Source organism: Cellulomonas sp., assembly GCF_017744555.1.
Lineage (GTDB): Bacteria > Actinomycetota > Actinomycetes > Actinomycetales > Cellulomonadaceae > Cellulomonas.
In genome coordinates this window covers 1-19,693 of record NZ_JAGIBD010000027.1, presented here as the reverse complement: position 1 = coordinate 19,693, position 19,693 = coordinate 1, and the positions used below count along the sequence as shown (strand labels likewise).

Below are 19,693 nucleotides of genomic sequence, written 5' to 3'. Positions count from 1 at the left end.
GAGCTCTCCTCGGGGACGACTCAGGGACGACCGGCGCGACGCGACGCCGCGACGCGCCGCACAAGGTAGCGACGGCCGTGCGGCACCGGACAAATCGCCCAGCAGGTGAACGCTGACCGACCTGTTCGTCGTCGGCCTTCGTCGGGTCAGGCGGGCGAGGCCAGCTCCGCGGCGAGGTGCCGGACGACCAGCCGACCGGTGCGTCCGGGCGTCGCGACGGCCGGGGCGGGCGAGTGCGTCACCCGGCGGATGACCCGGCGGCCCATCGCGTGCTCACCGGTCAGCCACCGCACGACCAGGATGTGCCCGACCCGCGCGACCGCCCCGTCCGGCACCGGCGCATCCACCACGTCGGCCGTGCGGCCCTCGTCGCGCACCCGGCGGGCGTGTGTGTCGACGAGGTGCTCGAGGACCGACGCGACGTTGCGCGGGGTGTCCGGGACCTCGTCGAGCAGCGCCGTGAGCTCGTCGGGCGCGGGGCCGTCGGTGACGGCGGCGTCGAGGCGCTCCTGGAAGTCCGTCAGCTCGTCGCCGGACCAGTCGTCCGCGTGCGCCAGGAGCGGCGGGTCGTCGAGAGGCGTGTGGTTGCCGGACACGGGACGTTCCTCCAGGGTCGGGGACGACGCGGACCGCGCCGGCGTCGAGTCTGCCCCGGGCGTCCGCGGGGCGATGCCGGATTCGTCCGATTTCGCTCGATCGGCTGAGCCGGTCGCAGGTGCGTGTGCCCGCCCGGGTGAACGACCTGATCCGGTGCCCGCAGTGGTCGTCAGCCGGTCACGACCAGCTCGAGGAGCGGCTGACCCGTGTCGGCCAATCGTTTCGGGCACGGACACACGAGTGACGTCCCGCCTAGCCTGCGAGCACCCCTCTCCCGACGGACGGCTGGAGCGCGCGCATGAGGATCAGGGCATCGGTCACGGTCGGCCTGCTGGCCACGACGCTGCTCGTCGCGGGCGTGGCCGTCGCGGCGGCACCCGTCGCGTCGGCGGGTGGCGGACCGCACGGCCCGCGGACGCCGTGCGCGCGGACCGACGCGCTGTTCTGCGAGGACTTCGAGGGTCAGCCCGTCGGCGGCGCGTCGAGCCTCGACTGGGGCGTCGACACCCGTCACGGCACCCTGCAGGTCGAGCGCGCCGGGCGGGCCGGGAAGGTGCTGCACGTGCACACCGAGGGCAACGGCGCGGCGTTCCTCGAGGTCCCCGACGTCGCCGGCCCGGGCACCAGCTTCTTCGGTCGGCTGCGGGTCAAGGTCGACGACTTCCCGACCGCACCCGACTGGGCGCACTTCACGCTCGTCGAGGTCACGGGCGCGGGCAGCAGCGAGGTCGTGCGGCCGCTCGGCGGGCAGTTCGCGCCGACCGTCGGGCCGGACGCGACGTTCTGGGGCGTCGGTGCAGACGGCGGCCCGACGGGCGACTGGACGAGCTGGCGCGAGTCGGCGCCGACCGTCGAGGACCGGTGGCAGTGCGTCGAGTTCCAGTGGGACGTGACCGAGAACCGCATCTCGCTCTGGTTCGACGGCGTCCCGCAGCCCGACCTCTCCGTCACGCAGACCGAGCACGGCGGCGCGCCCGTCGACCTCGTCCTGCCGTCCGCCGACAACGTCCGCGTCGGCTGGCAGCTCTACCAGGGCGGCTCGACGCCCGACCACTTCGACGTGTGGATTGATGACATCACGTTCGCCGCCGAGCGGGTGGGCTGCGGGCGCTAGCTGCCCTCGTAGCCGATCAGCCACCGCAGGCCGTACCGGTCGACGACCTGCCCGTCGGCGGCACCCCACGGCTTGGTCTCCAACGGGTCGACGACCGTCCCGTCCTGGGCGAGCGCGTCGAACCAGCGGTGCAGGGTGGCCGGGTCGGCGGCGCCCAGCAGCGAGAACAGCAGTCCTTCGCTGCGGAACGTCGGCTGGTCGCCGGCGACGTCGGACGCGAACAGCTCGACGGGTCCGCCGGTCAGATAACCGTGTGCGATCGCGTCCGCGGGGCCGTCGGTGCGGTTGAACTCCGCGAACGTGTGCAGCCCGACCTCGCAGCCGAACACGTCGCCGTAGAACGTCAGGGCCGCGCGGGCGGTGCCGGGCAGATGCAGGTACGGAGAGGGTCCAGGCATGACGGGCAGCGTATGCGCTGGTCGCAGCATGCGGCGGACGAAACCGCGATCTCCCGCGCGGCACCTGTGAGACGGTCGGGGACATGGCCGTCGAGCGGTTCGCGGGGGAGTGGTCGATCGACCGCACCGTCGTCGACGCCCGAGCCGGCCTCGACGGGACGCTGGTCGGCACGGCACGGTTTGATCCGACCGACGACGGCGGCCTCGCGTGCGTCGAGGAGGGAGTGCTGACGTTCGGCGGTTCTGAGCGCCCGGCGACCCGGCGGCTCCTCCTGCGGCCCGGGCCCGACGGGTCGGTCGACGTGCTGTTCGGCGACGGCCGCCCCTTCTACCGCTTCGACCTGCTCGACGACCGCTGGTCGGGGGTGCACGACTGCGGCCGGGACACCTACACCGTGGCCGGTCGGTTCCTCGACGACGACACCTTCGAGGAGACCTGGCACGCCACCGGCCCGGCGAAGGACTACCGCCTCACGACGACGTACCGGCGGTCCTGACCGCGGGGTCAGCTCGTCGGCGTCGAGACGCCGGGGACCACGACCGAGGACCCGCCACCGGGGCAGCTGAACCTCGGGGGGACGCGCGCCGTCGACCCTGCGGACGGGCGCTCGGCCACGGCGGGCCGGGCGGTCGTCAGACGCGCAGGCGGTTCCTCCGCTGCGCGCCCTGCGTCTGCAGGACGAACCGGAACAGCGCGTCGGCGTCCCGCTCCTGGATGTCGACGAACTGGCAGCCGTACTGGGTCGCGCCGGTGGCGGTCGGCTGGGCGCGGAGCACCTCGGCGGTCAGCAGGACGGCCGCGTCGCGGGTCGGGAACCGGAAGCTGATCCGGTCCTTCTCCGCGAGCTCGGCGTTGGTGGAGATGCGCATGCCGCCGGCGCCGATGTCGATGACGGCGAAGCTGATCGCGCGGGCGGTGCCGTCCGCGGACTCGGCGACGCCACCGCACAGCTGCGTGATCCGCACGCGTGCGACCTGCCGCTTCTGCAGCATCGACGTGAGCTCGAGGTCCGCGACCTCCACGGTCGTGACGCCGACCTCGGTGATCCGACCGGTGTACCGGACCTCGCCGCGCACCTCGTCGAGCACGAGCACCTGGACGTCGTCGCCGACGCGGAGCCCGCCGACGACGCCGTGCTCGGCGCCGAACGTGAGCGTGCCGTCCTCGTACGCGGCGACGTGGCCGTGCAGCGCGCGGTCACCGACCGCGATGGCGCAGCGTGCGAGGTCATGCATGGTCAGGTCCGTCCGACGGTGAGGTCGCCGCGTCCGTGCGGCGACGTGGTGCTGGTCGTGCGTCCCTCCTATCGGCTTGTCACAGCCCGACCTGAGACGTGTGACTGGCGTGTCTCGGGTCACGCCAGGAGGTGCACGAGACGGGTGCCGAGCTCGTCCATGTCGTCGAGCCAGCGCGCACGCCGGGCGTCGTCGGCCTCGTTCACCGACGCCAGCACGATCCGTTCGACGACCGTCGGCGCCCCGGCCGGGCCCAGGTAGGAGCCGACGCAGCGCTCCCAGATGTCCGCGAGCGGGTCGCCGAAGTCCGCCTCCTCCCGCGCCGCCGGGGTGTCGGTCGTGTTGACCACCACCAGCCGACGCACCCGCAGCAGCGGCTCGGGCAGCCCGCCCGCCGACGGCAGCACGTACGCGACGCCGGGGACCAGCACGCGGTCGAGCCAGCCGGCGAGGATCGCGGGCGGCTTGCCCCACCAGTTCGGGTGGACGACGACGAGCGCGTCGGCCGCCGCGAGCTGTTCGCGGTGCACGTCCAGGAGCGGGTCGCCCGACGGGCCGGCCGCGAGCAGGTCGCGCCCGACGACGAACGACTCCTCCGCCCGCAGCACCGGGTCGAACCCCTCGGCGTCCAGGTCGTGCGCCAGCAACCGGCCGCCCGCCCGGGTCACGGCGGAGCCCAGACGGTCGGCCAGCGCGTGGTTGTAGCTGCCGGGCCGGGGGTGGGCGAGCAGCAGCATCACGACGGGTGCCGCCGGGTCGGTCGTCACGGGCCCCAGGGTGCCCGACGGGTCACCAGGTTGTCAGGAAGCGTTCGCTGCCGGTGGACCCGCGGGACGAGCTCGACGGCGACGCCGCCGGTGCCGTGCTTGGTGCCGTGCTCGGTGTCGTGCTCGGCGAGCCGGACGGCGCCGGCGGCATCGGCATCGGGGACGTCGGCCGCGGGTCGGGGTCGTTGCACGACGTCAGTGCGTCCGACGGGTCCGCGGTGCACACGTCCGGCCCGTCGCCGCCGTCCAGCCGGTCGTTGCCCTCGACGCCGTCGACGCCACGCAGCGTGTCAGGGCCGCCGCCGCCGCGCAGCACGTCGGCACCGCCGCCGCCGACGAGCGTCTCCGCCCACCGGCCGCCGGTGAGCACGTCGTCGCCCGACCCGCCGCGCACCTCCTCGACGTCCGGCGAGGCGTCCCACGGAGACGGCACGCCGATGGCGTCGCCCTCGCCGACGGCACCGTCGCCGCCGACCCCGTCGAGCGTGACCGTCACCGCGCCGGTGCGAGAGCCGTAGTCGACGGCGTCGCGTCCCGGCCCGCCGACCACCTGGTCCGCGCCGGACGGTGCCGCGCCCATGAGGAACCGGTCGTCGCCCTGGCCACCCTCGGAGCGGCCGCTGTCGGCGCCGCCGTCGAGCACGTCGGATCCCCAGCCGCCCTGCAGCAGGTCGTGGCCGTCGCCGCCGAGCAGCGTGTCGTTCCCGTCGCCGCCGACGAGCACGTCGTCGCCGCCGAGACCAGAGATCCGGTCGTCGCCCGCGCCGCCGCAGATCACGTCCGGGCCGGGGGTGCCGCGCAGCACGTCGGGCCCGGAGGTCCCGCGGATCGTGCAGGGCCGTCCGGGGGCTGTGTCGTAACGCAGGTAGTCCCAGCTCGAGCTGCCCTGGTGCGTCTCGAAGCCCAGCCCGACGGTGCCCGCGCCGCGCCCGGTGAGCGTCCGGTCCAGCACCGCGCGACCGTCGACGAGCAGCCGCACGTGCTGCCCGCGCGCCTCCAGGTGGTACGTGTGCCAGCGGGCCGTGTCGACCGGCGCCGCCACGCGGTCCTCGTACGGGTGGACCAGGCACACCTCGCCCGGGCCGAAGCCGACCTGCAGCAGGTCGGTCGTGTCGCCGACCCACAGGAGCGTCGCCGGGGGACTGCCCTGGTCGTCGAGGCACGGCTGGGTGGACCCGGCACCGAGCCGCATCCGGAAGTCGACGTCCCAGCCGCTCAACCGGTTCGCCGAGCCGGTCCACTCCGACGGCGGCCCGTACTCGAGCAGCATGACGAGCGTCTGCTCACCGATCGTGACCGTCCCGCCGCGCGTCGAGATGACCGGGTCGCCGCTGAACCCGTGCACCTGCCACGGGTCGCCGGGCGGCTGCCGGAACTCCTCGCGCTGGACGTCGCCCGCCCACGCCGGGACGGGCAGGAACAGGGCGGTGGCCAGCACGGTCGCGACCGCCAGGCCCAGCCGGGTACGCCTCATCGAGTCCCTCCCAGGGTCGGTGCTGTGCACCCTAGGGCGGGAGGCGGATACGAAAGGGTTCGGTGCGCGAACGCTGCCCGTCAGGGCAACCGCGCGCGGACGACGTGGCGCGTCCCGCCGCCGCCGGAGGGGAGTCGGCGGCGGCGGGACGCGCGGCGGGTGACGTCAGCTCGTCGGGAAGCTGTCCGCCGTCATGATGCGGCTGCGCACGAACTGGCCGGACTGCGACAGCTGCGACGTGCCGTAGTTCGAGCCCGAGCACGTGCCCGCCTTGAACGCGGCGCTGGACTCGTTCGCGTCGGAGTACGTCCAGTTGACGTGGCTGATCTTCAGCGAGTCGAGCAGGTCGAGCCACGTCGTCGAGCTCGCGATGTCGACGGTGCCACCGCCGGTCGCGCTCGTCGTGCCCCACTCGGTCACGAAGAGCGGGAGCTTGCTCGCCGCGTTCCGGACCTCGTTGCGGTAGGTGTCCGTGTGGGACGCCGCGTAGAAGTGGAACGTGTACATGATGTTCGGGAAGTTGACCGGATTGGCCACGATCTCGGCCGAGCTCGACCCGTTCGACACCCCGAGCGACGACCAGCCGCGCGTGCCGACGATGACCACCGCGTCGGAGTCAGCCGCGCGCACGACCGGGATCACCTGGTTCGCGTAGGTGCGGATCTGGTCCCACGAGACGCCGTTGGGCTCGTTGGCGATCTCGTAGATGACGTTCTTCTTGTTCGCGTTGCGGGTCGCGACGTTCTTGAAGAACGTCTTCGCGTTGTCCAGGTTCACGTTCGGGTCACCGGGCGTGAGCGTGTGGAAGTCGATGATCGCGTACATGCCGCGCGCCTCGGCCTGGTCGACGAGGTCGTTCACCTTGGCCGTGAACGCCGCGGGGTTCGTGACGTAGCCGTCCTCGTTGACGTACATCGCGATGCGCAGGACGTCGGCCTTCCAGTCGTTCGCGAGCGTGTCCAGCGACGCCGTGTTGTAGCAGGACGGGAACCACTGGAGCCCATGCGTACTGACGCCACGCAGCTGGATCGGCTTGTTGTACTGGTTGCAGAGGTTGGTGCCGCAGACGTGCAGCTGGCCGTTGATGGCGAGCGGCGTCGTGCCCGTGGGGGGCGGGGGCGTCGTCGTGGTGGTCGGCGTCGGGGTCGGGGTCGTCGGCGTCGGCGTGGGGGTGCTCGTCGTCGAGCCCGTGCACGCGGTGCCGTTGAGGGTGAACTGGGTGGGCACGGCGTTGGCGCCGCTCCAGGTCCCGTTGAACCCGAAGCTCGCCGTGCCGCCCTTGCGGACAGACGCGTTCCAGCCGGCGTCCTTCACTGACACCGTGCTGCCCGACTGCGTGACCGTGCCGTTCCAGAGGTTCGTGACCTTCTGGCCCGACGGGAACGTCCAGCCGACCGTCCAGCCGTTGACGTCGTCCCCGAGGTTCGTGAGCACGACGTTCGCGCCGAAGCCGTCGTTCCACTGGTTCGTGACGGTGTACTCGACCTTGCAGCCGGCGGCCGCCTGCGCCGACGTGGCGGCGATGGCGCCGACCCCCGTCGTCACGAGCAGGGCCGCGGACAGCAGGGCGGCCACCCTGGTGCGCTTTCCCATGAGTCTCCTCGTCGTGGTGGTGTGCGCGGGCGGCGGGACCCGGCTCTCCGGACGAGCAGTGGACGCGTGCCGGGCGCCGGCCCTCGCAGTGGGCGTCGGCGCCTGCATCGCGTCCGGGCCGGCCGCCGTGGATGCGCGGTCCGACGCTAGTGATGGGGGCTCTGGGCGGCAGGCGCTCGAAACGTTTCGCGCTTCGGGCGCCGTGCGCGCGGCTATCCGTCCGCGAGGTTCGTGCGCAGAAGCTGGGCGAGGCGCAGGGACTCGTCGCGCTCCTCGACGTCGCCGAGGCGCTCCTCCACCTCGGCCCACCTGGCGATCTCTGCCAGGACGAACGACCAGTCCGCGGCCGGAAGCCGGACGGTGAGGCTCGCGCCGTCCAGCGGCCAGCCCATCGACCCCGCTGCGACGTCAGGGTGAGACCTGGCGGCCGCCCATCCCGCCTGGCGCACCCGGGTGCCGCTCCCGCTGCGCTCGTCGTCGCCGTCCACCGCCGCGAGGGCGACGGAGTTGTCGATCGTGCCGTCGATCAGCTTCCAGTCACGCACCGACAGGGTGACCTCGTGTGCGTCGTCCACGGCGGCAGTGTCGACGGGTCTCTGGCACCGTCGCTACCGCTGGGAGAGTGACCGGTCGGCCTCAACCGTCGCGGGACCTGCGCATCTCGGCGGCGAGCTCGGGGTTCTTCGTCGAGAGCTCGTCGACGATGCGGTCCTGCACGTGCGCGGGCTTGTTCTGGCTGAGCTTCGCGCGCGCGTCGAACCGGTCGACGCGCATGCGCAGCCCGACGGTCCCCCTGGCCGTGCGCCGGGTCCCGGCCTCGTCCTCGGACAGATGGCGGGCACCGGGACGGTCACCCTCGAAGTGGTCGGTGAGCCGCGACAGCACCGCGTAGTTCTCCTCGTCGCTGAGGATCTCGGGCGTCCCGTACAGGTGAGCCGTGACGTGGTCGGCCCACCACCGCCAGACGAACTCGGCGACGCTGCGGCAACCCACGTCGACTCGTCCTCGCCCCGCGGCGGCGCTTCGTCGTCGTCGGCGTATCCCAGAGGGTCGGAGGTACACACGACGCCCGTCGACCCGTCGTCGCCGATGTACGCGAGCCAGTGCACGACCCACTGCGAGTCGGACACCAGGTGCAGCAGGTAACCGCCCGGGACGCGCTCGAGGTGCTCGCCGGCGTCCACGTACGCGTCCGTCGCGCTGAACAGTCGCCGGTGCAGGTCAGGATCGGTGGCGAACGCGCGGAGGTCGGCTGGGAGCTGGTCGAAGGCGGTCGGGGCGTCGACCGCCCGGAGCAGGCTCTCGACGCCCTCCCGGGAGGACGGCGTCGTCGACACGTCGTGCTCGCCGGGCGTCATCCCCGGGCCGATCGTCGGGAGCTCGCGCAGCCACCCGAACCCGTCGCCCTCGGACACGGCGCGAGGCACCGGCGGCAGGCGGTCGGCGGGATAGGCGAAGTACGTCCCGGTGGCGTGGTCGGTGCCGGGCACGCCGATCGTCACCCAGGCGTGGGGGAGGGACTCCCGAAGCGTCATGCCGGGCAGCATGTCAGCAGGGGGCCGAGATCCGTCAGTGCTGGGCGGCGACCCGGTCGGCCAGTCGGTCCAGCGCGTCCATGGCGAGCTTGTCGAGCGCCGCCTGATAGGACGAACTGCGCGCTGCCGGTACGGACGGACGGAGGTGCCAGCCGCTGATGCGCACGAGGGTCTCGCCGTCGGGTGCGTCAGTGAAGAACCAGGTCTCCTCGTGCTCCCATGCACCGCCGTGCGTCTGCACGGAGCGCCAGTGGCCGTCCAGCTCGGCGACCACTTCGCTGAACATCACCGTGCGGATCCCGTGTGGAGGTGCGGGCGGACCGAGAATGACGTGCCTTGCCCCCACGCCGGACTTAGGTGCGCCGACGATGTGCTGGCACAACCCTGGGTCCTCCTCGCAGTCCGGTGTGGCAGCAACGGCCCAGACGTCCGCGCGCGGCGCGCCGATCACGCGTGAGGCGTTCGTCTGGATGCGGGGCACGGGCGCTCCGGGGCCGTCGGCGCTCGCTCGGTTGCGGCGCGCGTCCCAACGCGCCTCCAGCCCGTCCCGCCAGCCGCCGTTTCCCACCCGGAACGCATCGGCACGTGCGACGGCGGAGTTGACCTGTCCCGACTGTGTGGCCGCACGCCGCCACGATTGCCGCGCGACGACGTCTACGGTGACCCCGTGAACCCGTCGGACCTGCCGCTCGACGCGCTCGTCGCTGCCGCGCTGGACGAGGTGCGCGACGACCACGCAGACGCACCGTGGCCCCACGTGGTGGAGCTGCAGAGCCGGGCGACCGACCAGGTCCTCGACCTGGCGCTTGCCTGGAGCGTCGACCACGACCCCGATGTCCGGGACCTCGGGATCCTCGTCCTGCGCGAGCTGGGCCCCGCCGACGACGCGGGCCGGCGCCCGTTCAGCGACCGGGTGGTCCCGCATCTGCTCGCCCTGCTCGACCGCGAGGACGACCCCGCGACGGAGCGCAGCCTCCTGGCGGCGCTCGCACTCAACGGCGCGACCGAGGCGCTCGACGAGTTCCTGCGCCGGCTCGACCACCCCGACGACGGCGTCCGGGTGACGGTCGCCTTCCAGCTGCCGTACCTGACCGACCCGGACGCCCCGGCCGCCGAGGTGATCGACGCGCTCGAGCATCTGACCCACGACGCGGACGGCGAGGTCCGTCACTTCGCGCTCTACGCCCTGGTGGCCGAGGACGGCTTCGTCGTCGACCCCGCGCGTGCGCTCCGCGTCGCCCGTTCGCTCGCCGAGGACCCCGATCCTCAGGTGCGCGAGATGGCCCGCGCGCACAGCGGCGAACGGATCGCGACGCCGCTGGGGCCGCTCGTGCTCAGCGTGACCTGCGGGGATGTGCTCGGGATGCCGAGCGCGACGTCACTCCTGCCTTCGGGTGCACGGACGGCACGATGGGACAGCGGTGACCTCGTGGTCGACGCGCTGGTGGTGCCGTACACGTGGGAGAACGACGTCCTGGGACACCCGCGGTGCACGTGCTGGGGCGTCGAGTGGCGGTTGCACGCACGTGCCGACACGGCTCCGATCACGGTCTCCGCACTTCTGCCGGAGGTCCTCGAGGGGAGCCCCGACGGCGACGAGCGCCTCGCGACGACCGGGTTCGAGGACGACGGGTACGTGCTCGCGATCGGCGGACCCGACGACCAGGCGTTCGCCGAGGGGGTTGAGGCCGGGCTCCAACCTCCGTCGTGGCGGGGGCTGGTCGACTGGGACGGCCCGTTCGGGGTGACGTGGGTCGCGAACGGGCTGACCTGGCAGCTCCCGGCGCTGCTGCGCGACGAGAGTGCGGCCACGCACGTCGCGGTCGCGTGGACACCGAGCGGTCACGAGAAGGCGGACGACGCCGTCTCGGGTTGGGCGGTCGACGTCACGAGGTCGTACCTGCGCGCACGTGCCGGCGTTCCCAGCGGGAGCTCGATCGGCGCGCCGCGCCGGCGCCGGAGATGACACCATGCGCCATGACGAACCGGCTGACGCTCGTCCCCGCGCGCAGCGCCGACAGGTTCGGGCTCGCCTTCTGGGAGCTGACGGTTGACGGTCGTCCGCTGCGCGAGCTCGTCGAGTTCACGGATCCGGAGGACCGGCGCCTCGACGTGGCCGGTCTCGGTCCCGCGGGCGAGAACGTCCCGGTCCTGGTCCACAACTGGCCGACCGCAGGCGTCGACGGCGCCCTCGAGCTCGCCGGTGAGCGGGTACCGCAGCTGACCAGCGGCCGCGTCCTGCTGTACGTGTGCCCCGCCTGCGGCGACGTCGGGTGCGGAGCCGTGTCGGCGGTCATGGACCGCTCGGAGCAGACCGTCGTCTGGCGAGACTTCGGCTGGGACGTCGGGTGGGAGGACGGCGAGGACGACATCCGTTTCGCCGGCGGCCCCTTTGTCTTCGACCGCGGCCAGTACGACGCCGAGCTCCGCCGCTTCGTCGACACGTACGCCGCCGTCCGCGCCTCCGTGCCGGCCCTGACGCCTCTCGTCGAGGCTCACCCGCGCGGCCGGCGGAGGTGGTGGCGGCGCTCCGGTCCGCCGGCAGGCGAGTGAGCCGTCAGCGGGGACGGACGGGCAGGTGCAGCCGGGTCGTCTCCGGCTCCTCGAACCATCGCCGCTGCCGTCGCACCGGCCGGCTGCCCGCACGGAGCCAGCGCTGCCCGAGCGCGTCGGTGAACCGGACCGTCACGGGCGCGAGCGTGATCCACGGTGCACGCCCGTCGTCGAGCGCGACGTCCGGGCCGAGCTCGCCGTAGAAGGGGATGACGACGTCGGCCTGCGCGACCGTGTCCGCGGGGATCTCCGGGACGGTCAGCTCCCGGCGAGGTTCAGGCGGAGGGCCGCCGGTCGGCGCGGTGACCTCGGGGAGCGAGTAGACGACGGACACCGAGAAGACGGGTCCGTCCGACCGGTTCGCGACGTGGAGCCGCACGGGCACGTCGGCCCGGTAGGCGCGCTCGGTGTCGGCGACGAGCGTGGGTGCGGGTGGTCGCTCGAACCAGGCCGCGACCCGGGAAGCCTGCTCACGCTTGCGGTCGTAGAGGCTGCGTCGGTACGACACGACCGCGACGAGGGCCGAGACGGCCACCACGAGCGTGCCGGCCCAGTTCCGGACCGACTCCCAGTCGACGTCCACGAGCTCACCTCACCAGGCAGGTCGTGCACCGAGCGGCGTCGTCGCCACGCCCTGGTCCACCCTGCCATCCCGGACGGGGTCTGGCGTCGTCCTGATCGCACCGGGCCACGATGATCGGGTCGAGCGGCAGCCATGGACGTCAGGCTGGTCGTCGGAAGGAGGCCACAGTGATCGCCTGGCTCAACCGGCTCGTCGACCTCGTCGAGGACGACGTGACCGAGGACCTCGACGTCCCCCGGCTCGCCGCCGCGCTCGGCACTACCGAGTACCACCTGCGTCGGATGTTCTCGTCGCTCGCGGGCATGCCGCTGTCCGAGTACGTCCGACGGCGGCGCATGACGGTCGCCGCGGCGGACGTCGTCGCCGGGCAGGACGACCTGCTGAGCATCGCCGTGCGGTTCGGGTACGGCTCGGCGGAGGCGTTCGGGCGGGCGTTCCAGGCCGTGCACGGCGTCAGCCCGGGCCAGGCCCGGCGCGACGGTGGCCCCTTCCGGTCCCAGCCACGCCTCAGGTTCCGCCTGACCGTCGAAGGAGCATCACCCATGGACGTCCGACTCGTCTCCCGGCCCGCTTTCCGCCTCGTGGGGCACGCCGTCCGTGTGCCGCTCGTGCACGCGGGGGTCAATCCCGCCATCCAGCAGCACGTCGCGTCGCTGCCGCCGCAGGAGCACGGTCGTCTGAAGGCGTTGGGCGACACCGAGCCGCACGGGCTGCTCGCGGTGAGCACCGACCTGGACCCGGACCGACGGGAGGGGACCGAGCTGACGTACCTGCACGGCGTCGCCCTGTCGGACGCGGCGGAGGTCCCTGACGACCTCGACGTGATCCCGGTCGAGGCCGGCTCGTGGGCCGTCTTCCGCGTGGCCGGTCCGTACCCGGAGACGCTGCAGACGCTGTGGGCGGCGACGGCGACCGAGTGGTTCCCGTCGAACCCGTGGCGCCTGCGGCCCGGCCCGGAGGTCGTCGCCGTGCTCGACCGGGCTGACGACTTCAAGACCGCGACGGTCGAGCTCTGGCTGCCGGTCGAGGGCGCCTGACGCGCGACGGCGCTTACCCGTCCGGCAATCAGGCGGCGGTCGACGTCAGGCGTCGAAGCCCGTCGTGCGCACGACGCGGGCGGCGACGCCGGCCACCACGCTGTTCGCGGGCACGTCCTTGGTGACGACCGCGCCGGCACCGACGATGGCGCCGTCGCCGATCGTCACGCCGGGCACGACGGTGACGGCGGCGCCGAGCCACACCTCGCGCCCGATCACGACGGGCGCGGCGACCATGTCGGCGCGACGCGCAGGGTCGACGGCGTGGTTGAGGGTCACGATCGTGGTGCCGTGCCCGACGAGCGTCCCGTCGCCGAGCGTGATGCCGCCGGCGTCCTGGAAGCGGCAGCCCATGTTGACGAACACGTCCTCGCCGAACGTGAGGTTCTTGCCGAACTCACAGTGGAACGGCGGGAACAGCGTCACCGACTCGGGCACCGCCCGCCCGGTCAGCCGGGACAGCAGGGCGCGGACCTCGTCGGGCGTGCGGTAGCCGCGTTCAGCTCGGCGACGACCCGGAGGGCGTCCTGCGCCGCGCCGTGCATGAAGGCGTGCTGCTCCGACCCGCCCTCGATCACGGCACCGCGGGCGACGTGGTCGAGGAAGTCCTGCAGCTCCATCAAGACTCCGTCGGGAGGGCGGTGGATGCCGCCCACGACGCGAGCAGGCGCAGTCGCTCGGCCGACGGCGAGCCCGGTTCGGCGGTGTAGACCATGAGCACCTGGCCCGGCTCGGCCGTGATGGCGAGCTCCTCGTAGGCGAGCGTGAGGTCCCCGACCACGGGGTGGTGGAACCGTTTGGTGCCGGCGCCGTGGGTCCGGACGTCGTGCGCGCCCCACAGCCGCCGGAACACGTCGCTGCGGGTCGACAGCTCGCCGACCAGGTCCTGCAGCCCCTTGTCGTTCGGGTCGCGGCCAGCCTCGGCGCGCATGATCGCGACACACATCTCCGCGAACAGGTCCCAGTCCGGGTAGAAGTCGTGCGCGGCGGGGTCGAGGAACTGGAACCTCGCCAGGTTGGGTGTCCGGCCGCCGTCGCCGATGACCGGCGAGTAGAACGCGCGCGCCAGCGCGTTGGTCGCGAGCACGTCCTGGCGCTGGTCGCGCACGAACGCGACCCCGTCGGTGATCGCCGACAGTGCCCACTGCAGGCTCGGCCGCGGTGTCGCCGACGAGGCGGCGCGGCGCCGGGTGCGGCCCGAGGAGGGGATGCCGTCGGCGGCGCGCGCGAGGTCGAACAGGTGCGCGCGCTCGGTGTCGTCGAGCTGCAGCGCGCGGGCGAGGGCGTCCAGCACCGACGACGACGCCCCGGCGATCGCCCCACGCTCGAGCTTGGCGTAGTACTCGACGCTGACGCCCGCGAGCATCGCGACCTCGCTGCGCCGCAGCCCCGGCACGCGCCGGTGGGCGCCGCCGACCACGCCGGCCGCCTCGGGGGTGACCTTCGCGCGTCGCGACATGAGGAACTCCCGCACGTCCGCTCGGTTGTCCATGCTCTCGACGGTAGGCCGGGAGCGAGCGACGAGGGAGGCCACGTCGTGGGGTGCACTGCCAGTACACGGAACGCCAGGGACTCCCGGCAGCGGGAGCCTGGGGGTTCGCTGGTGGCATCCCCCGACAGAGAGGCGCTCCACCATGCGCGCAGTCGTCATGCACGCCCCCGGCGACGTCCGGGTCGACGAGACCGAGCGGCCGACGATCGTCGAGCCGACCGACGCGATCATCAAGCTCGCCGCGACCTGCATCTGCGGGTCGGACCTGTGGCCGTACCGCGGGGCCGACGAGGTCGACCACCAGCCGATGGGCCACGAGTACGTCGGCGTGGTCGAGGAGATCGGGTCCGCGGTGCGCGACGTGAAGGTCGGCGACTTCGTCGTCGGGTCGTTCTTCTCGTCCGACAACACGTGCGAGATCTGCCAGGCCGGCTACCAGACGCACTGCGTCCACCGCGGGCCCGGCGCGGTCCCCGGCGCGCAGGCGGAGTACGCCCGGATCCCGCACGCGGACGGCACGCTCGTCGCGACCCCGGGCATGCCCGACGACGGTCTGATCCCGTCGCTGCTCGCCGCGTCCGACGTGCTCGGCACCGGCTGGTTTGCGGCCGTCGCCGCGGAGGTCGGACCGGGCAAGACGGTCGCGGTCGTGGGCGACGGTGCGGTCGGCCTGCTGGGCGTGCTCGCCGCCCGACAGCTCGGCGCCGACCGGATCATCGCGATGTCCCGGCACGCCGACCGACAGGCGCTCGCCCGTGAGTTCGGCGCGACCGACGTCGTCGAGGAGCGCGGCGACGCGGGAGTGGCCCGCATCAAGGAGCTCACCGGCGGGCTCGGTGCGCACTCGACGATCGAGGCGGTCGGCACGCAGGAGTCGATGATGCAGGCCATCCGCGCGACGCGGGCGGGTGGGCACGTCGGTTACGTCGGTGTCGCGCACGACGTGGCGCTGCCCGGCGACGAGCTGTTCTTCTCGGGCGTCCACCTGCACGGCGGTCCCGCGCCCGTCCGGCGGTTCCTGCCCGAGCTGATCGAGCTCATCTGGGACCGCACGATCGACCCCGGCAAGGTCTTCGACCTCACCCTTCCGATCGAGAAGGCCGCGGAGGGGTACGAGGCGATGGACGAGCGCCGGGCCGTCAAGGTGCTGCTGACGTTCTGACGTCGACCGAGAGGAACAACACGATGAGGCTCACGCGCAGCGGCGGCCAGACCGCCGCCGGCCCGGCCGCCTGGTTCACCGGGACCGTCTGGCTCGACGGCATCCGCAACCCCGGCGACGACTCCGCGATCGGCGCCGCCCACGTCCGGTTCGCGCCGGGTGCCCGCACGGCCTGGCACCGGCACCCGAAGGGCCAGACGCTCTACGTGACCGACGGCATCGGCTACGTCGGCACGCGCGACGGCGAGGTCCTGGAGATCCGTCCGGGCGACGTCGTCGTCATCGAGCCCGGCGAGGAGCACTGGCACGGCGCCACGCCCGACCGGTTCATGTCCCACGTCGCGATGCAGCAGGCGGACGACGACGGCCAGGTCGTCACGTGGTTGGAGCACGTCGCCGACGGCGACTACACCCAGCCCTGAGTCAGGCGGCGAGGTGGAAGGTGCTCGCGAACCGGTCGAGCAGCTCGCCGCGCCCCCTAAGCACCTTCACCGCGCCCGTCGCGATGGCCCGGTCGGGCGCGAGCTGGCCGGAGATGACGCGGTGGATGGCCGGTCCGGTGGTGAACTCGACGTCCACCGGACCGTAGTCGCGGGTCACGGCGAGGGTCGGCCCGTCCACTCGGACGAGCAGGCGGTCGAGCCCCAGCCGCGCCGCGTACGCCGTCGCGGGCAGGTCGGCGGCGACCTGCGGCCGGAACGCGGTCCGCAGGGTGATGGTCATCGCGTCGGGCGTGAGGACCTGCTCGTCGCGCGGCTCGCCCATCGCCTTGAACCCCCACGCGCCGAGGGCGAGCACCACGGGCTCGAGCTCGCGCCCGTACGAGGTCAGCTCGTAGACGACGATCCGCAGCCGCGGCACCCTGCGCAGGATGCCGGCGGCCTGCAGCTCCTTCAGGCGCGCCGCGAGGATGTTGCTCGGGATGCGGGGGAGCCCCGCGGCGAGCTCGCCGTAGCGGCGCGGCCCGACGAGCAGGTCGCGGACGATGAGCAGCGCCCAGCGCTCACCGACGAGCTCGAGCGCCCGGGTGATGCCGCAGTACTGCCCGTACTCGCGTGACGCCATCAGGCCTGCTGCGCGACGGCGTCCGACTGCTGCGCGAGCGCGGCCGGGTCGACGAAGCCGAGGTCGAGAAAGTTGCCGTCCGGGTCGATGAGCTGGCGCTGGTACATGAACCCGTAGTCGGAGGCGGGCTGCTCCTCGGTGCCGCCCGCGGCGATCCCGGCGGCGACGGCCGCGTCGACCGTGTCGCGGCTGTCGAGGAACACGGCGACGGACGCCGTCGGGTGCACTGCCGGGTCGCCGATGGTGCGGTCGGTGAACGTCTGGAAGAACTCGCGCAGCAGCACCATGACGTAGCTGTGGTCCTCCTCGACGACGAAGCACGCGGCGTTGTGGTCGGAGCGGACGGGGTCGAGCGTGAAGCCGACGGCCGTGTAGAACGCCTTGGCGCGCTCCAGGTCGTTCACCGGCAGGTTGACGAACATCGCGGTCATGACGGTTCCTCCCTGCGCATTTCGTGGATGAGAGGGACACTTGCAAAAAACAAGTGTCGGGTCAAGACCTTGTCGAGACCTCCGTCGACCGGGAACCGGGCAGGATCGCTGCGTGGTCGAACACCGACGGTTCAACGATCGCGACGAGCCGCTGCGCTACCTCCGGGTGTCCCGGGTGCTCGTGCGCTGCCCACGGTGCGGCGGCCCGGCCGTCGCGACGGGTTCGCGGGTTGGATGCTCCGCGTGCGGGTTCGCCCGTCAGGGCGACGGTTCGCTGGCGCCCGACGCCCCCTTCACGGTGGTCGTCCGCGGCAGGTGCGCCGGGTGCGGACGCCGGGCGGCCGCCGCGCGGAAGGGCCGGGGAACCGTCCGACCCGTACCGGTGCGCTGCGACTGCTGCGGGACCGTCACCCGCCACGCCGTGCTGCGGGTGGACCGCGACAGCGGACCTGACGTCCCGCGGTTCCGCGGGCTCGACCTCTGGCTGCAGACCCCGTGCGAGGGCCACGTGCTGTGGGCCTACGACGAGGCCCACCTCGACTATCTCGAGCGGTACGTCGCCGCCGGCCTCCGTGAGCAGGAGCCCGGCAACGCGTCGGTCGCGAGCCGGCTGCCGGCCTGGATCAAGGCGTCGAAGAATCGCGACTCGGTCGGTCGCGCGCTTTCGCGGCTCCGCGCGACGGTGCCTGCGTAGGGTGCCCGGTCCGGGGAGATGAGGCGAGAGCCGCCTCGCCTCCCCGGCGGGCGTCACGACGTCGCCGTCGCCCTCTCGACCGCCGACGGGTCCCGCTCGGGGTCGCCGAGCTCCCGAACCTCCTGCGCGCACCGGCAGGCCGCGGCGAACTTGGCGGCCCAGTGCAGGGCCTCCTCGCGGGTGGCCACCTCGATGACGGAGAACCCGCCGATGACCTCCTTGGTCTCCGGGTACGGGCCATCGGTGACCGACCCGTCCGTGCCGACGATGCTGGCCCGCTGCCGCTCGAGCCCGCCGCCGTAGACCCACACGCCGGCCTCGACGGCCTCCCGGACCACCGCGTGCGCGTCGTTGCCGACGTCCTCCCAGTCCCCGGCGGGGATGTGGTCCATCGCGCCCTCGTCGAACGAGATCAGGTACTGCGTCATCGGACCGCTCCCTCGGCTGCGGCCCGCTCGGCCAGGAACTCGTCCATCTTGGGATCCGGCATGAGCTCCCGGACCTGCTGCGCGCACCGGCACGCGGCGGCGAGCTTGGCGGCCCAGAAGAGCGCCTCCTCGCGGGTGGCCACGTCGACCACGGAGAAGCCGCCGACGACCTCCTTGGTCTCCGGGTAGGGCCCGTCGGTGACCGACCCGTCGGTGCCGACGATGCTGGCCCGCTGCCGGTCGAGTCCGCCGCCGTACACCCACACGCCGGCCTCGGTGGCCTCGGCGACGACGGCGCGGACGTCGTCCCCGACCTCCCCGATGTCGTCGGCGGAGATGTGGTCCATCGCGCCCTCGTTGAACGAGATCAAGAACTCCGTCATCAGATGGCTCCCTCGTGTCCGGTGACCGCGCGCAGCGGTCGCTCACCCGTTCGACGAACGACTCGCGCCGGATCCGACGCTAGGGCAGAACTTCTTCGCGCGGATCGTCGACCATGGCCGGATGACGCGTTCCACGGTGACCGCCCCGTCCGCCCCGGCTGCCATCGGCCCCTACTCGCACGCCGCGACCGGGGGCGGCGGCCTGCTGTACCTGTCGGGCCAGACCCCGATCGACCCCGCGACGGGCCGCCTCGTCGAGGGGGACGTCGCGGCGCAGACGCGGCAGGTGTTCGCGAACCTCGACGCCGTCCTGCGCGCCGCGGGCGGCACCCTCGCCGACGTCGTGAAGGTCAACGTGTACCTGACGTCGATGGACGACTTCGCCGCGATGAACCAGGCGTACGCGGAGGCCTTCACCGCGCCGTACCCGGCCCGGACGACGGTCGCCGTCGCCGGCCTCCCGCTGGGAGCCAGGGTCGAGATCGAGGCCGTCGCCGGGATCCAGGGCTAGGCCCGGGCGGCCGCCTCGCGCACCAGGCGGACGGCCTCCGCGGTGCCGCCGTCCCACGGTGCCCCGTGCCCCGGGAGCACCCACCGGGCACCGAGTCCGGCGATGCGGTCGAGGGACGCGAGCGCGGTCGACGGGTCGTCGGTGAACGGCGTCGGCGCCGGTCCGCGGACGCCCGTGAGGACGTGCCGCGTCGTCAGCCCGTCACCGACGAAGACGGCGTCGACTTCCGGCACGTGCACGGCGATGCTGCCGGGGGAGTGCCCGGGCAGCGCGAGCACCCGCGGCGAGCCCGGCAGGTCGAGCACGTCCCCGTCGTCGACCTCGACGACGGCCGAGAGGTGGTGCGTGCGCAAGGCACGTTTGCGGATCCCGTAGGCGAGGAAGCCGAGCGTCGGGCCGAGCCGCATCGGGCCCCACGACGGCGACGTCTTCTCCTCGCCGCGGGCGCGTGCGGCGTCGCCGTGGCCGACGAGGACGGGGATGTCGTTGCGCCGCCGGAGTCGCTCGGCGAACCCGATGTGGTCGCTGTCGCCGTGGGTGAGGACGATGCCACGCACGTCGTCGAGCGAGCGTCCGAGCGAGCCGAGCTCGACCTGGAGGTCCTTCCACTGGCCGGGGAGCCCGGCGTCGACGAGCGTGA

27 protein-coding genes are annotated in these 19,693 nt (G+C 73.1%); 9 read left to right on the top strand and 18 right to left on the bottom strand.

Annotated elements, in window-relative coordinates; all coding sequences use genetic code 11:
- Window positions 1-146: 146 nt before the first annotated feature.
- Window positions 147-596 (bottom strand): hypothetical protein, encoded by a 450-nt coding sequence (locus J7523_RS15580; RefSeq protein WP_291888573.1) that lies wholly within the window; start codon window positions 594-596, stop codon window positions 147-149.
- 299 nt (window positions 597-895) lie between these two features.
- On the opposite strand from J7523_RS15580, the gene J7523_RS15575 reads away from it, so the two are divergent.
- The gene (locus J7523_RS15575; protein WP_291888572.1) at window positions 896-1,711 is read left to right on the top strand and encodes a hypothetical protein; all 816 of its coding nucleotides are present in this window, start codon (window positions 896-898) and stop codon (window positions 1,709-1,711) included.
- Here the strand turns inward: J7523_RS15575 and J7523_RS15570 are convergent.
- Window positions 1,708-2,109 (bottom strand): VOC family protein, encoded by a 402-nt coding sequence (locus J7523_RS15570; RefSeq protein WP_291888570.1) that lies wholly within the window; start codon window positions 2,107-2,109, stop codon window positions 1,708-1,710. The genes J7523_RS15575 and J7523_RS15570 overlap by 4 nt on opposite strands.
- 83 nt (window positions 2,110-2,192) lie before the next feature.
- Here J7523_RS15570 and J7523_RS15565 point away from each other — a divergent pair, with 83 nt between their 5' ends.
- Entirely contained in the window at window positions 2,193-2,606 is a 414-nt protein-coding gene (locus J7523_RS15565) for a DUF6314 family protein (protein WP_291888568.1), read from the top strand.
- Between the two features lie 136 nt (window positions 2,607-2,742).
- On the opposite strand, the gene J7523_RS15560 is transcribed toward J7523_RS15565, so the two are convergent.
- From J7523_RS15560 to J7523_RS15530, 7 genes are all read right to left on the bottom strand, one after another.
- Window positions 2,743-3,345, bottom strand: coding sequence for a PilZ domain-containing protein (locus J7523_RS15560; RefSeq protein WP_291888565.1), 603 nt, complete (start codon window positions 3,343-3,345; stop codon window positions 2,743-2,745).
- A 119-nt stretch (window positions 3,346-3,464) separates the two neighbouring features.
- On the bottom strand, window positions 3,465-4,112 hold the full coding sequence (locus J7523_RS15555; protein WP_291888562.1) for an NAD(P)H-dependent oxidoreductase: 648 nt from the start codon (window positions 4,110-4,112) through the stop codon (window positions 3,465-3,467).
- A gap of 22 nt (window positions 4,113-4,134) precedes the next feature.
- Complete coding sequence (locus tag J7523_RS15550; RefSeq protein WP_291888559.1) at window positions 4,135-5,586, bottom strand: hypothetical protein; 1,452 nt, start codon at window positions 5,584-5,586, stop codon at window positions 4,135-4,137.
- 165 nt (window positions 5,587-5,751) lie between these two features.
- Window positions 5,752-7,179 carry a cellulase family glycosylhydrolase gene (locus tag J7523_RS15545; RefSeq protein ID WP_291888555.1) on the bottom strand — a complete coding sequence of 476 codons (1,428 nt, stop codon included), beginning with the start codon at window positions 7,177-7,179 and terminating at the stop codon, window positions 5,752-5,754.
- Window positions 7,180-7,391: 212 nt separating this feature from the next.
- A complete protein-coding gene (locus J7523_RS15540; RefSeq protein ID WP_291888553.1) occupies window positions 7,392-7,754 on the bottom strand; it encodes a hypothetical protein in 363 nt (120 codons plus the stop codon).
- A 61-nt stretch (window positions 7,755-7,815) separates the two neighbouring features.
- Window positions 7,816-8,172, bottom strand: a complete 357-nt coding sequence (locus tag J7523_RS15535) for an FMN-binding negative transcriptional regulator (protein ID WP_291888549.1) — start codon at window positions 8,170-8,172, stop codon at window positions 7,816-7,818.
- Window positions 8,173-8,748: 576 nt separating this feature from the next.
- Entirely contained in the window at window positions 8,749-9,195 is a 447-nt protein-coding gene (locus tag J7523_RS15530; protein ID WP_291888546.1) for an SRPBCC family protein, read from the bottom strand.
- Window positions 9,196-9,381: 186 nt separating this feature from the next.
- Between J7523_RS15530 and J7523_RS15525 the strand changes: the two genes are divergently transcribed.
- Window positions 9,382-10,680: a HEAT repeat domain-containing protein gene (locus J7523_RS15525; RefSeq protein ID WP_291888544.1), complete on the top strand. Its 1,299-nt coding sequence runs from the start codon at window positions 9,382-9,384 to the stop codon at window positions 10,678-10,680.
- A gap of 11 nt (window positions 10,681-10,691) precedes the next feature.
- The gene (locus J7523_RS15520; protein WP_291888541.1) at window positions 10,692-11,267 is read left to right on the top strand and encodes a hypothetical protein; all 576 of its coding nucleotides are present in this window, start codon (window positions 10,692-10,694) and stop codon (window positions 11,265-11,267) included.
- Window positions 11,268-11,271: 4 nt separating this feature from the next.
- Here the strand turns inward: J7523_RS15520 and J7523_RS15515 are convergent, their stop codons facing one another.
- Entirely contained in the window at window positions 11,272-11,850 is a 579-nt protein-coding gene (locus tag J7523_RS15515; protein ID WP_291888538.1) for a hypothetical protein, read from the bottom strand.
- A gap of 167 nt (window positions 11,851-12,017) precedes the next feature.
- On the opposite strand from J7523_RS15515, the gene J7523_RS15510 reads away from it, so the two are divergent.
- Window positions 12,018-12,887 (top strand): AraC family transcriptional regulator, encoded by an 870-nt coding sequence (locus J7523_RS15510; RefSeq protein ID WP_291888536.1) that lies wholly within the window; start codon window positions 12,018-12,020, stop codon window positions 12,885-12,887.
- 45 nt (window positions 12,888-12,932) lie between these two features.
- Here J7523_RS15510 and J7523_RS15505 read toward each other — a convergent pair whose 3' ends face one another.
- From J7523_RS15505 to J7523_RS15500, 3 genes are read right to left on the bottom strand one after another with little or no spacing between them, the layout of a single operon-like run.
- The gene (locus J7523_RS15505; protein ID WP_363267130.1) at window positions 12,933-13,313 is read right to left on the bottom strand and encodes a DapH/DapD/GlmU-related protein; all 381 of its coding nucleotides are present in this window, start codon (window positions 13,311-13,313) and stop codon (window positions 12,933-12,935) included.
- Between the two features lie 23 nt (window positions 13,314-13,336).
- A complete protein-coding gene (locus J7523_RS20630) occupies window positions 13,337-13,507 on the bottom strand; it encodes a hypothetical protein (RefSeq protein ID WP_363267127.1) in 171 nt (56 codons plus the stop codon).
- Window positions 13,507-14,379 (bottom strand): helix-turn-helix transcriptional regulator, encoded by an 873-nt coding sequence (locus J7523_RS15500; RefSeq protein ID WP_291888533.1) that lies wholly within the window; start codon window positions 14,377-14,379, stop codon window positions 13,507-13,509. The genes J7523_RS20630 and J7523_RS15500 overlap by 1 nt, the downstream gene beginning before the upstream one ends.
- A 142-nt stretch (window positions 14,380-14,521) precedes the next feature.
- Between J7523_RS15500 and J7523_RS15495 the strand changes: the two genes are divergently transcribed.
- Complete coding sequence (locus J7523_RS15495; protein ID WP_291888530.1) at window positions 14,522-15,541, top strand: zinc-dependent alcohol dehydrogenase family protein; 1,020 nt, start codon at window positions 14,522-14,524, stop codon at window positions 15,539-15,541.
- Window positions 15,542-15,564: 23 nt separating this feature from the next.
- Window positions 15,565-15,963: a cupin domain-containing protein gene (locus tag J7523_RS15490; protein WP_291888528.1), complete on the top strand. Its 399-nt coding sequence runs from the start codon at window positions 15,565-15,567 to the stop codon at window positions 15,961-15,963.
- A gap of 1 nt (window position 15,964) precedes the next feature.
- Here J7523_RS15490 and J7523_RS15485 read toward each other — a convergent pair whose 3' ends face one another.
- Both J7523_RS15485 and J7523_RS15480 read right to left on the bottom strand, forming a co-directional pair.
- The gene (locus J7523_RS15485) at window positions 15,965-16,606 is read right to left on the bottom strand and encodes a helix-turn-helix domain-containing protein (RefSeq protein WP_291888526.1); all 642 of its coding nucleotides are present in this window, start codon (window positions 16,604-16,606) and stop codon (window positions 15,965-15,967) included.
- Window positions 16,606-17,037 carry a VOC family protein gene (locus J7523_RS15480; protein WP_291888523.1) on the bottom strand — a complete coding sequence of 144 codons (432 nt, stop codon included), beginning with the start codon at window positions 17,035-17,037 and terminating at the stop codon, window positions 16,606-16,608. The genes J7523_RS15485 and J7523_RS15480 overlap by 1 nt, the downstream gene beginning before the upstream one ends.
- Window positions 17,038-17,467: 430 nt before the next feature.
- Between J7523_RS15480 and J7523_RS15475 the strand changes: the two genes are divergently transcribed.
- Window positions 17,468-17,731, top strand: a complete 264-nt coding sequence (locus J7523_RS15475; RefSeq protein WP_291888520.1) for a hypothetical protein — start codon at window positions 17,468-17,470, stop codon at window positions 17,729-17,731.
- Between the two features lie 53 nt (window positions 17,732-17,784).
- On the opposite strand, the gene J7523_RS15470 is transcribed toward J7523_RS15475, so the two are convergent.
- Window positions 17,785-18,159, bottom strand: coding sequence for a YciI family protein (locus J7523_RS15470; protein WP_291888516.1), 375 nt, complete (start codon window positions 18,157-18,159; stop codon window positions 17,785-17,787).
- The gene (locus J7523_RS15465) at window positions 18,156-18,542 is read right to left on the bottom strand and encodes a YciI family protein (protein WP_291888513.1); all 387 of its coding nucleotides are present in this window, start codon (window positions 18,540-18,542) and stop codon (window positions 18,156-18,158) included. The genes J7523_RS15470 and J7523_RS15465 overlap by 4 nt, the downstream gene beginning before the upstream one ends.
- 121 nt (window positions 18,543-18,663) lie before the next feature.
- Here J7523_RS15465 and J7523_RS15460 point away from each other — a divergent pair, with 121 nt between their 5' ends.
- Complete coding sequence (locus J7523_RS15460; RefSeq protein ID WP_291888510.1) at window positions 18,664-19,053, top strand: Rid family detoxifying hydrolase; 390 nt, start codon at window positions 18,664-18,666, stop codon at window positions 19,051-19,053.
- Here the strand turns inward: J7523_RS15460 and J7523_RS15455 are convergent.
- Window positions 19,050-19,693 (bottom strand): MBL fold metallo-hydrolase (locus J7523_RS15455; protein ID WP_291888507.1); only part of this gene is annotated, 644 nt, incomplete at its 5' end. The genes J7523_RS15460 and J7523_RS15455 overlap by 4 nt on opposite strands.

What these genes read in the sequence shown, in the direction of transcription:
- J7523_RS15545 (WP_291888555.1), bottom strand. Translation starts at nt 7,179, where the DNA reads ATGGGAAAGCGCACCAGGGTGGCCGCCCTGCTGTCCGCGGCCCTGCTC.
- J7523_RS15470 (WP_291888516.1), bottom strand. Translation starts at nt 18,159, where the DNA reads ATGACGCAGTACCTGATCTCGTTCGACGAGGGCGCGATGGACCACATC.
- J7523_RS15570 (WP_291888570.1), bottom strand. Translation starts at nt 2,109, where the DNA reads ATGCCTGGACCCTCTCCGTACCTGCATCTGCCCGGCACCGCCCGCGCG.
- J7523_RS15575 (WP_291888572.1), top strand. Translation starts at nt 896, where the DNA reads ATGAGGATCAGGGCATCGGTCACGGTCGGCCTGCTGGCCACGACGCTG.
- J7523_RS15500 (WP_291888533.1), bottom strand. Translation starts at nt 14,379, where the DNA reads ATGGACAACCGAGCGGACGTGCGGGAGTTCCTCATGTCGCGACGCGCG.
- J7523_RS15495 (WP_291888530.1), top strand. Translation starts at nt 14,522, where the DNA reads ATGCGCGCAGTCGTCATGCACGCCCCCGGCGACGTCCGGGTCGACGAG.
- J7523_RS15490 (WP_291888528.1), top strand. Translation starts at nt 15,565, where the DNA reads ATGAGGCTCACGCGCAGCGGCGGCCAGACCGCCGCCGGCCCGGCCGCC.
- J7523_RS15465 (WP_291888513.1), bottom strand. Translation starts at nt 18,542, where the DNA reads ATGACGGAGTTCTTGATCTCGTTCAACGAGGGCGCGATGGACCACATC.
- J7523_RS15485 (WP_291888526.1), bottom strand. Translation starts at nt 16,606, where the DNA reads ATGGCGTCACGCGAGTACGGGCAGTACTGCGGCATCACCCGGGCGCTC.
- J7523_RS15460 (WP_291888510.1), top strand. Translation starts at nt 18,664, where the DNA reads ATGACGCGTTCCACGGTGACCGCCCCGTCCGCCCCGGCTGCCATCGGC.
- J7523_RS15565 (WP_291888568.1), top strand. Translation starts at nt 2,193, where the DNA reads ATGGCCGTCGAGCGGTTCGCGGGGGAGTGGTCGATCGACCGCACCGTC.
- J7523_RS20630 (WP_363267127.1), bottom strand. Translation starts at nt 13,507, where the DNA reads ATGGAGCTGCAGGACTTCCTCGACCACGTCGCCCGCGGTGCCGTGATC.
- J7523_RS15550 (WP_291888559.1), bottom strand. Translation starts at nt 5,586, where the DNA reads ATGAGGCGTACCCGGCTGGGCCTGGCGGTCGCGACCGTGCTGGCCACC.
- J7523_RS15480 (WP_291888523.1), bottom strand. Translation starts at nt 17,037, where the DNA reads ATGACCGCGATGTTCGTCAACCTGCCGGTGAACGACCTGGAGCGCGCC.
- J7523_RS15520 (WP_291888541.1), top strand. Translation starts at nt 10,692, where the DNA reads ATGACGAACCGGCTGACGCTCGTCCCCGCGCGCAGCGCCGACAGGTTC.
- J7523_RS15560 (WP_291888565.1), bottom strand. Translation starts at nt 3,345, where the DNA reads ATGCATGACCTCGCACGCTGCGCCATCGCGGTCGGTGACCGCGCGCTG.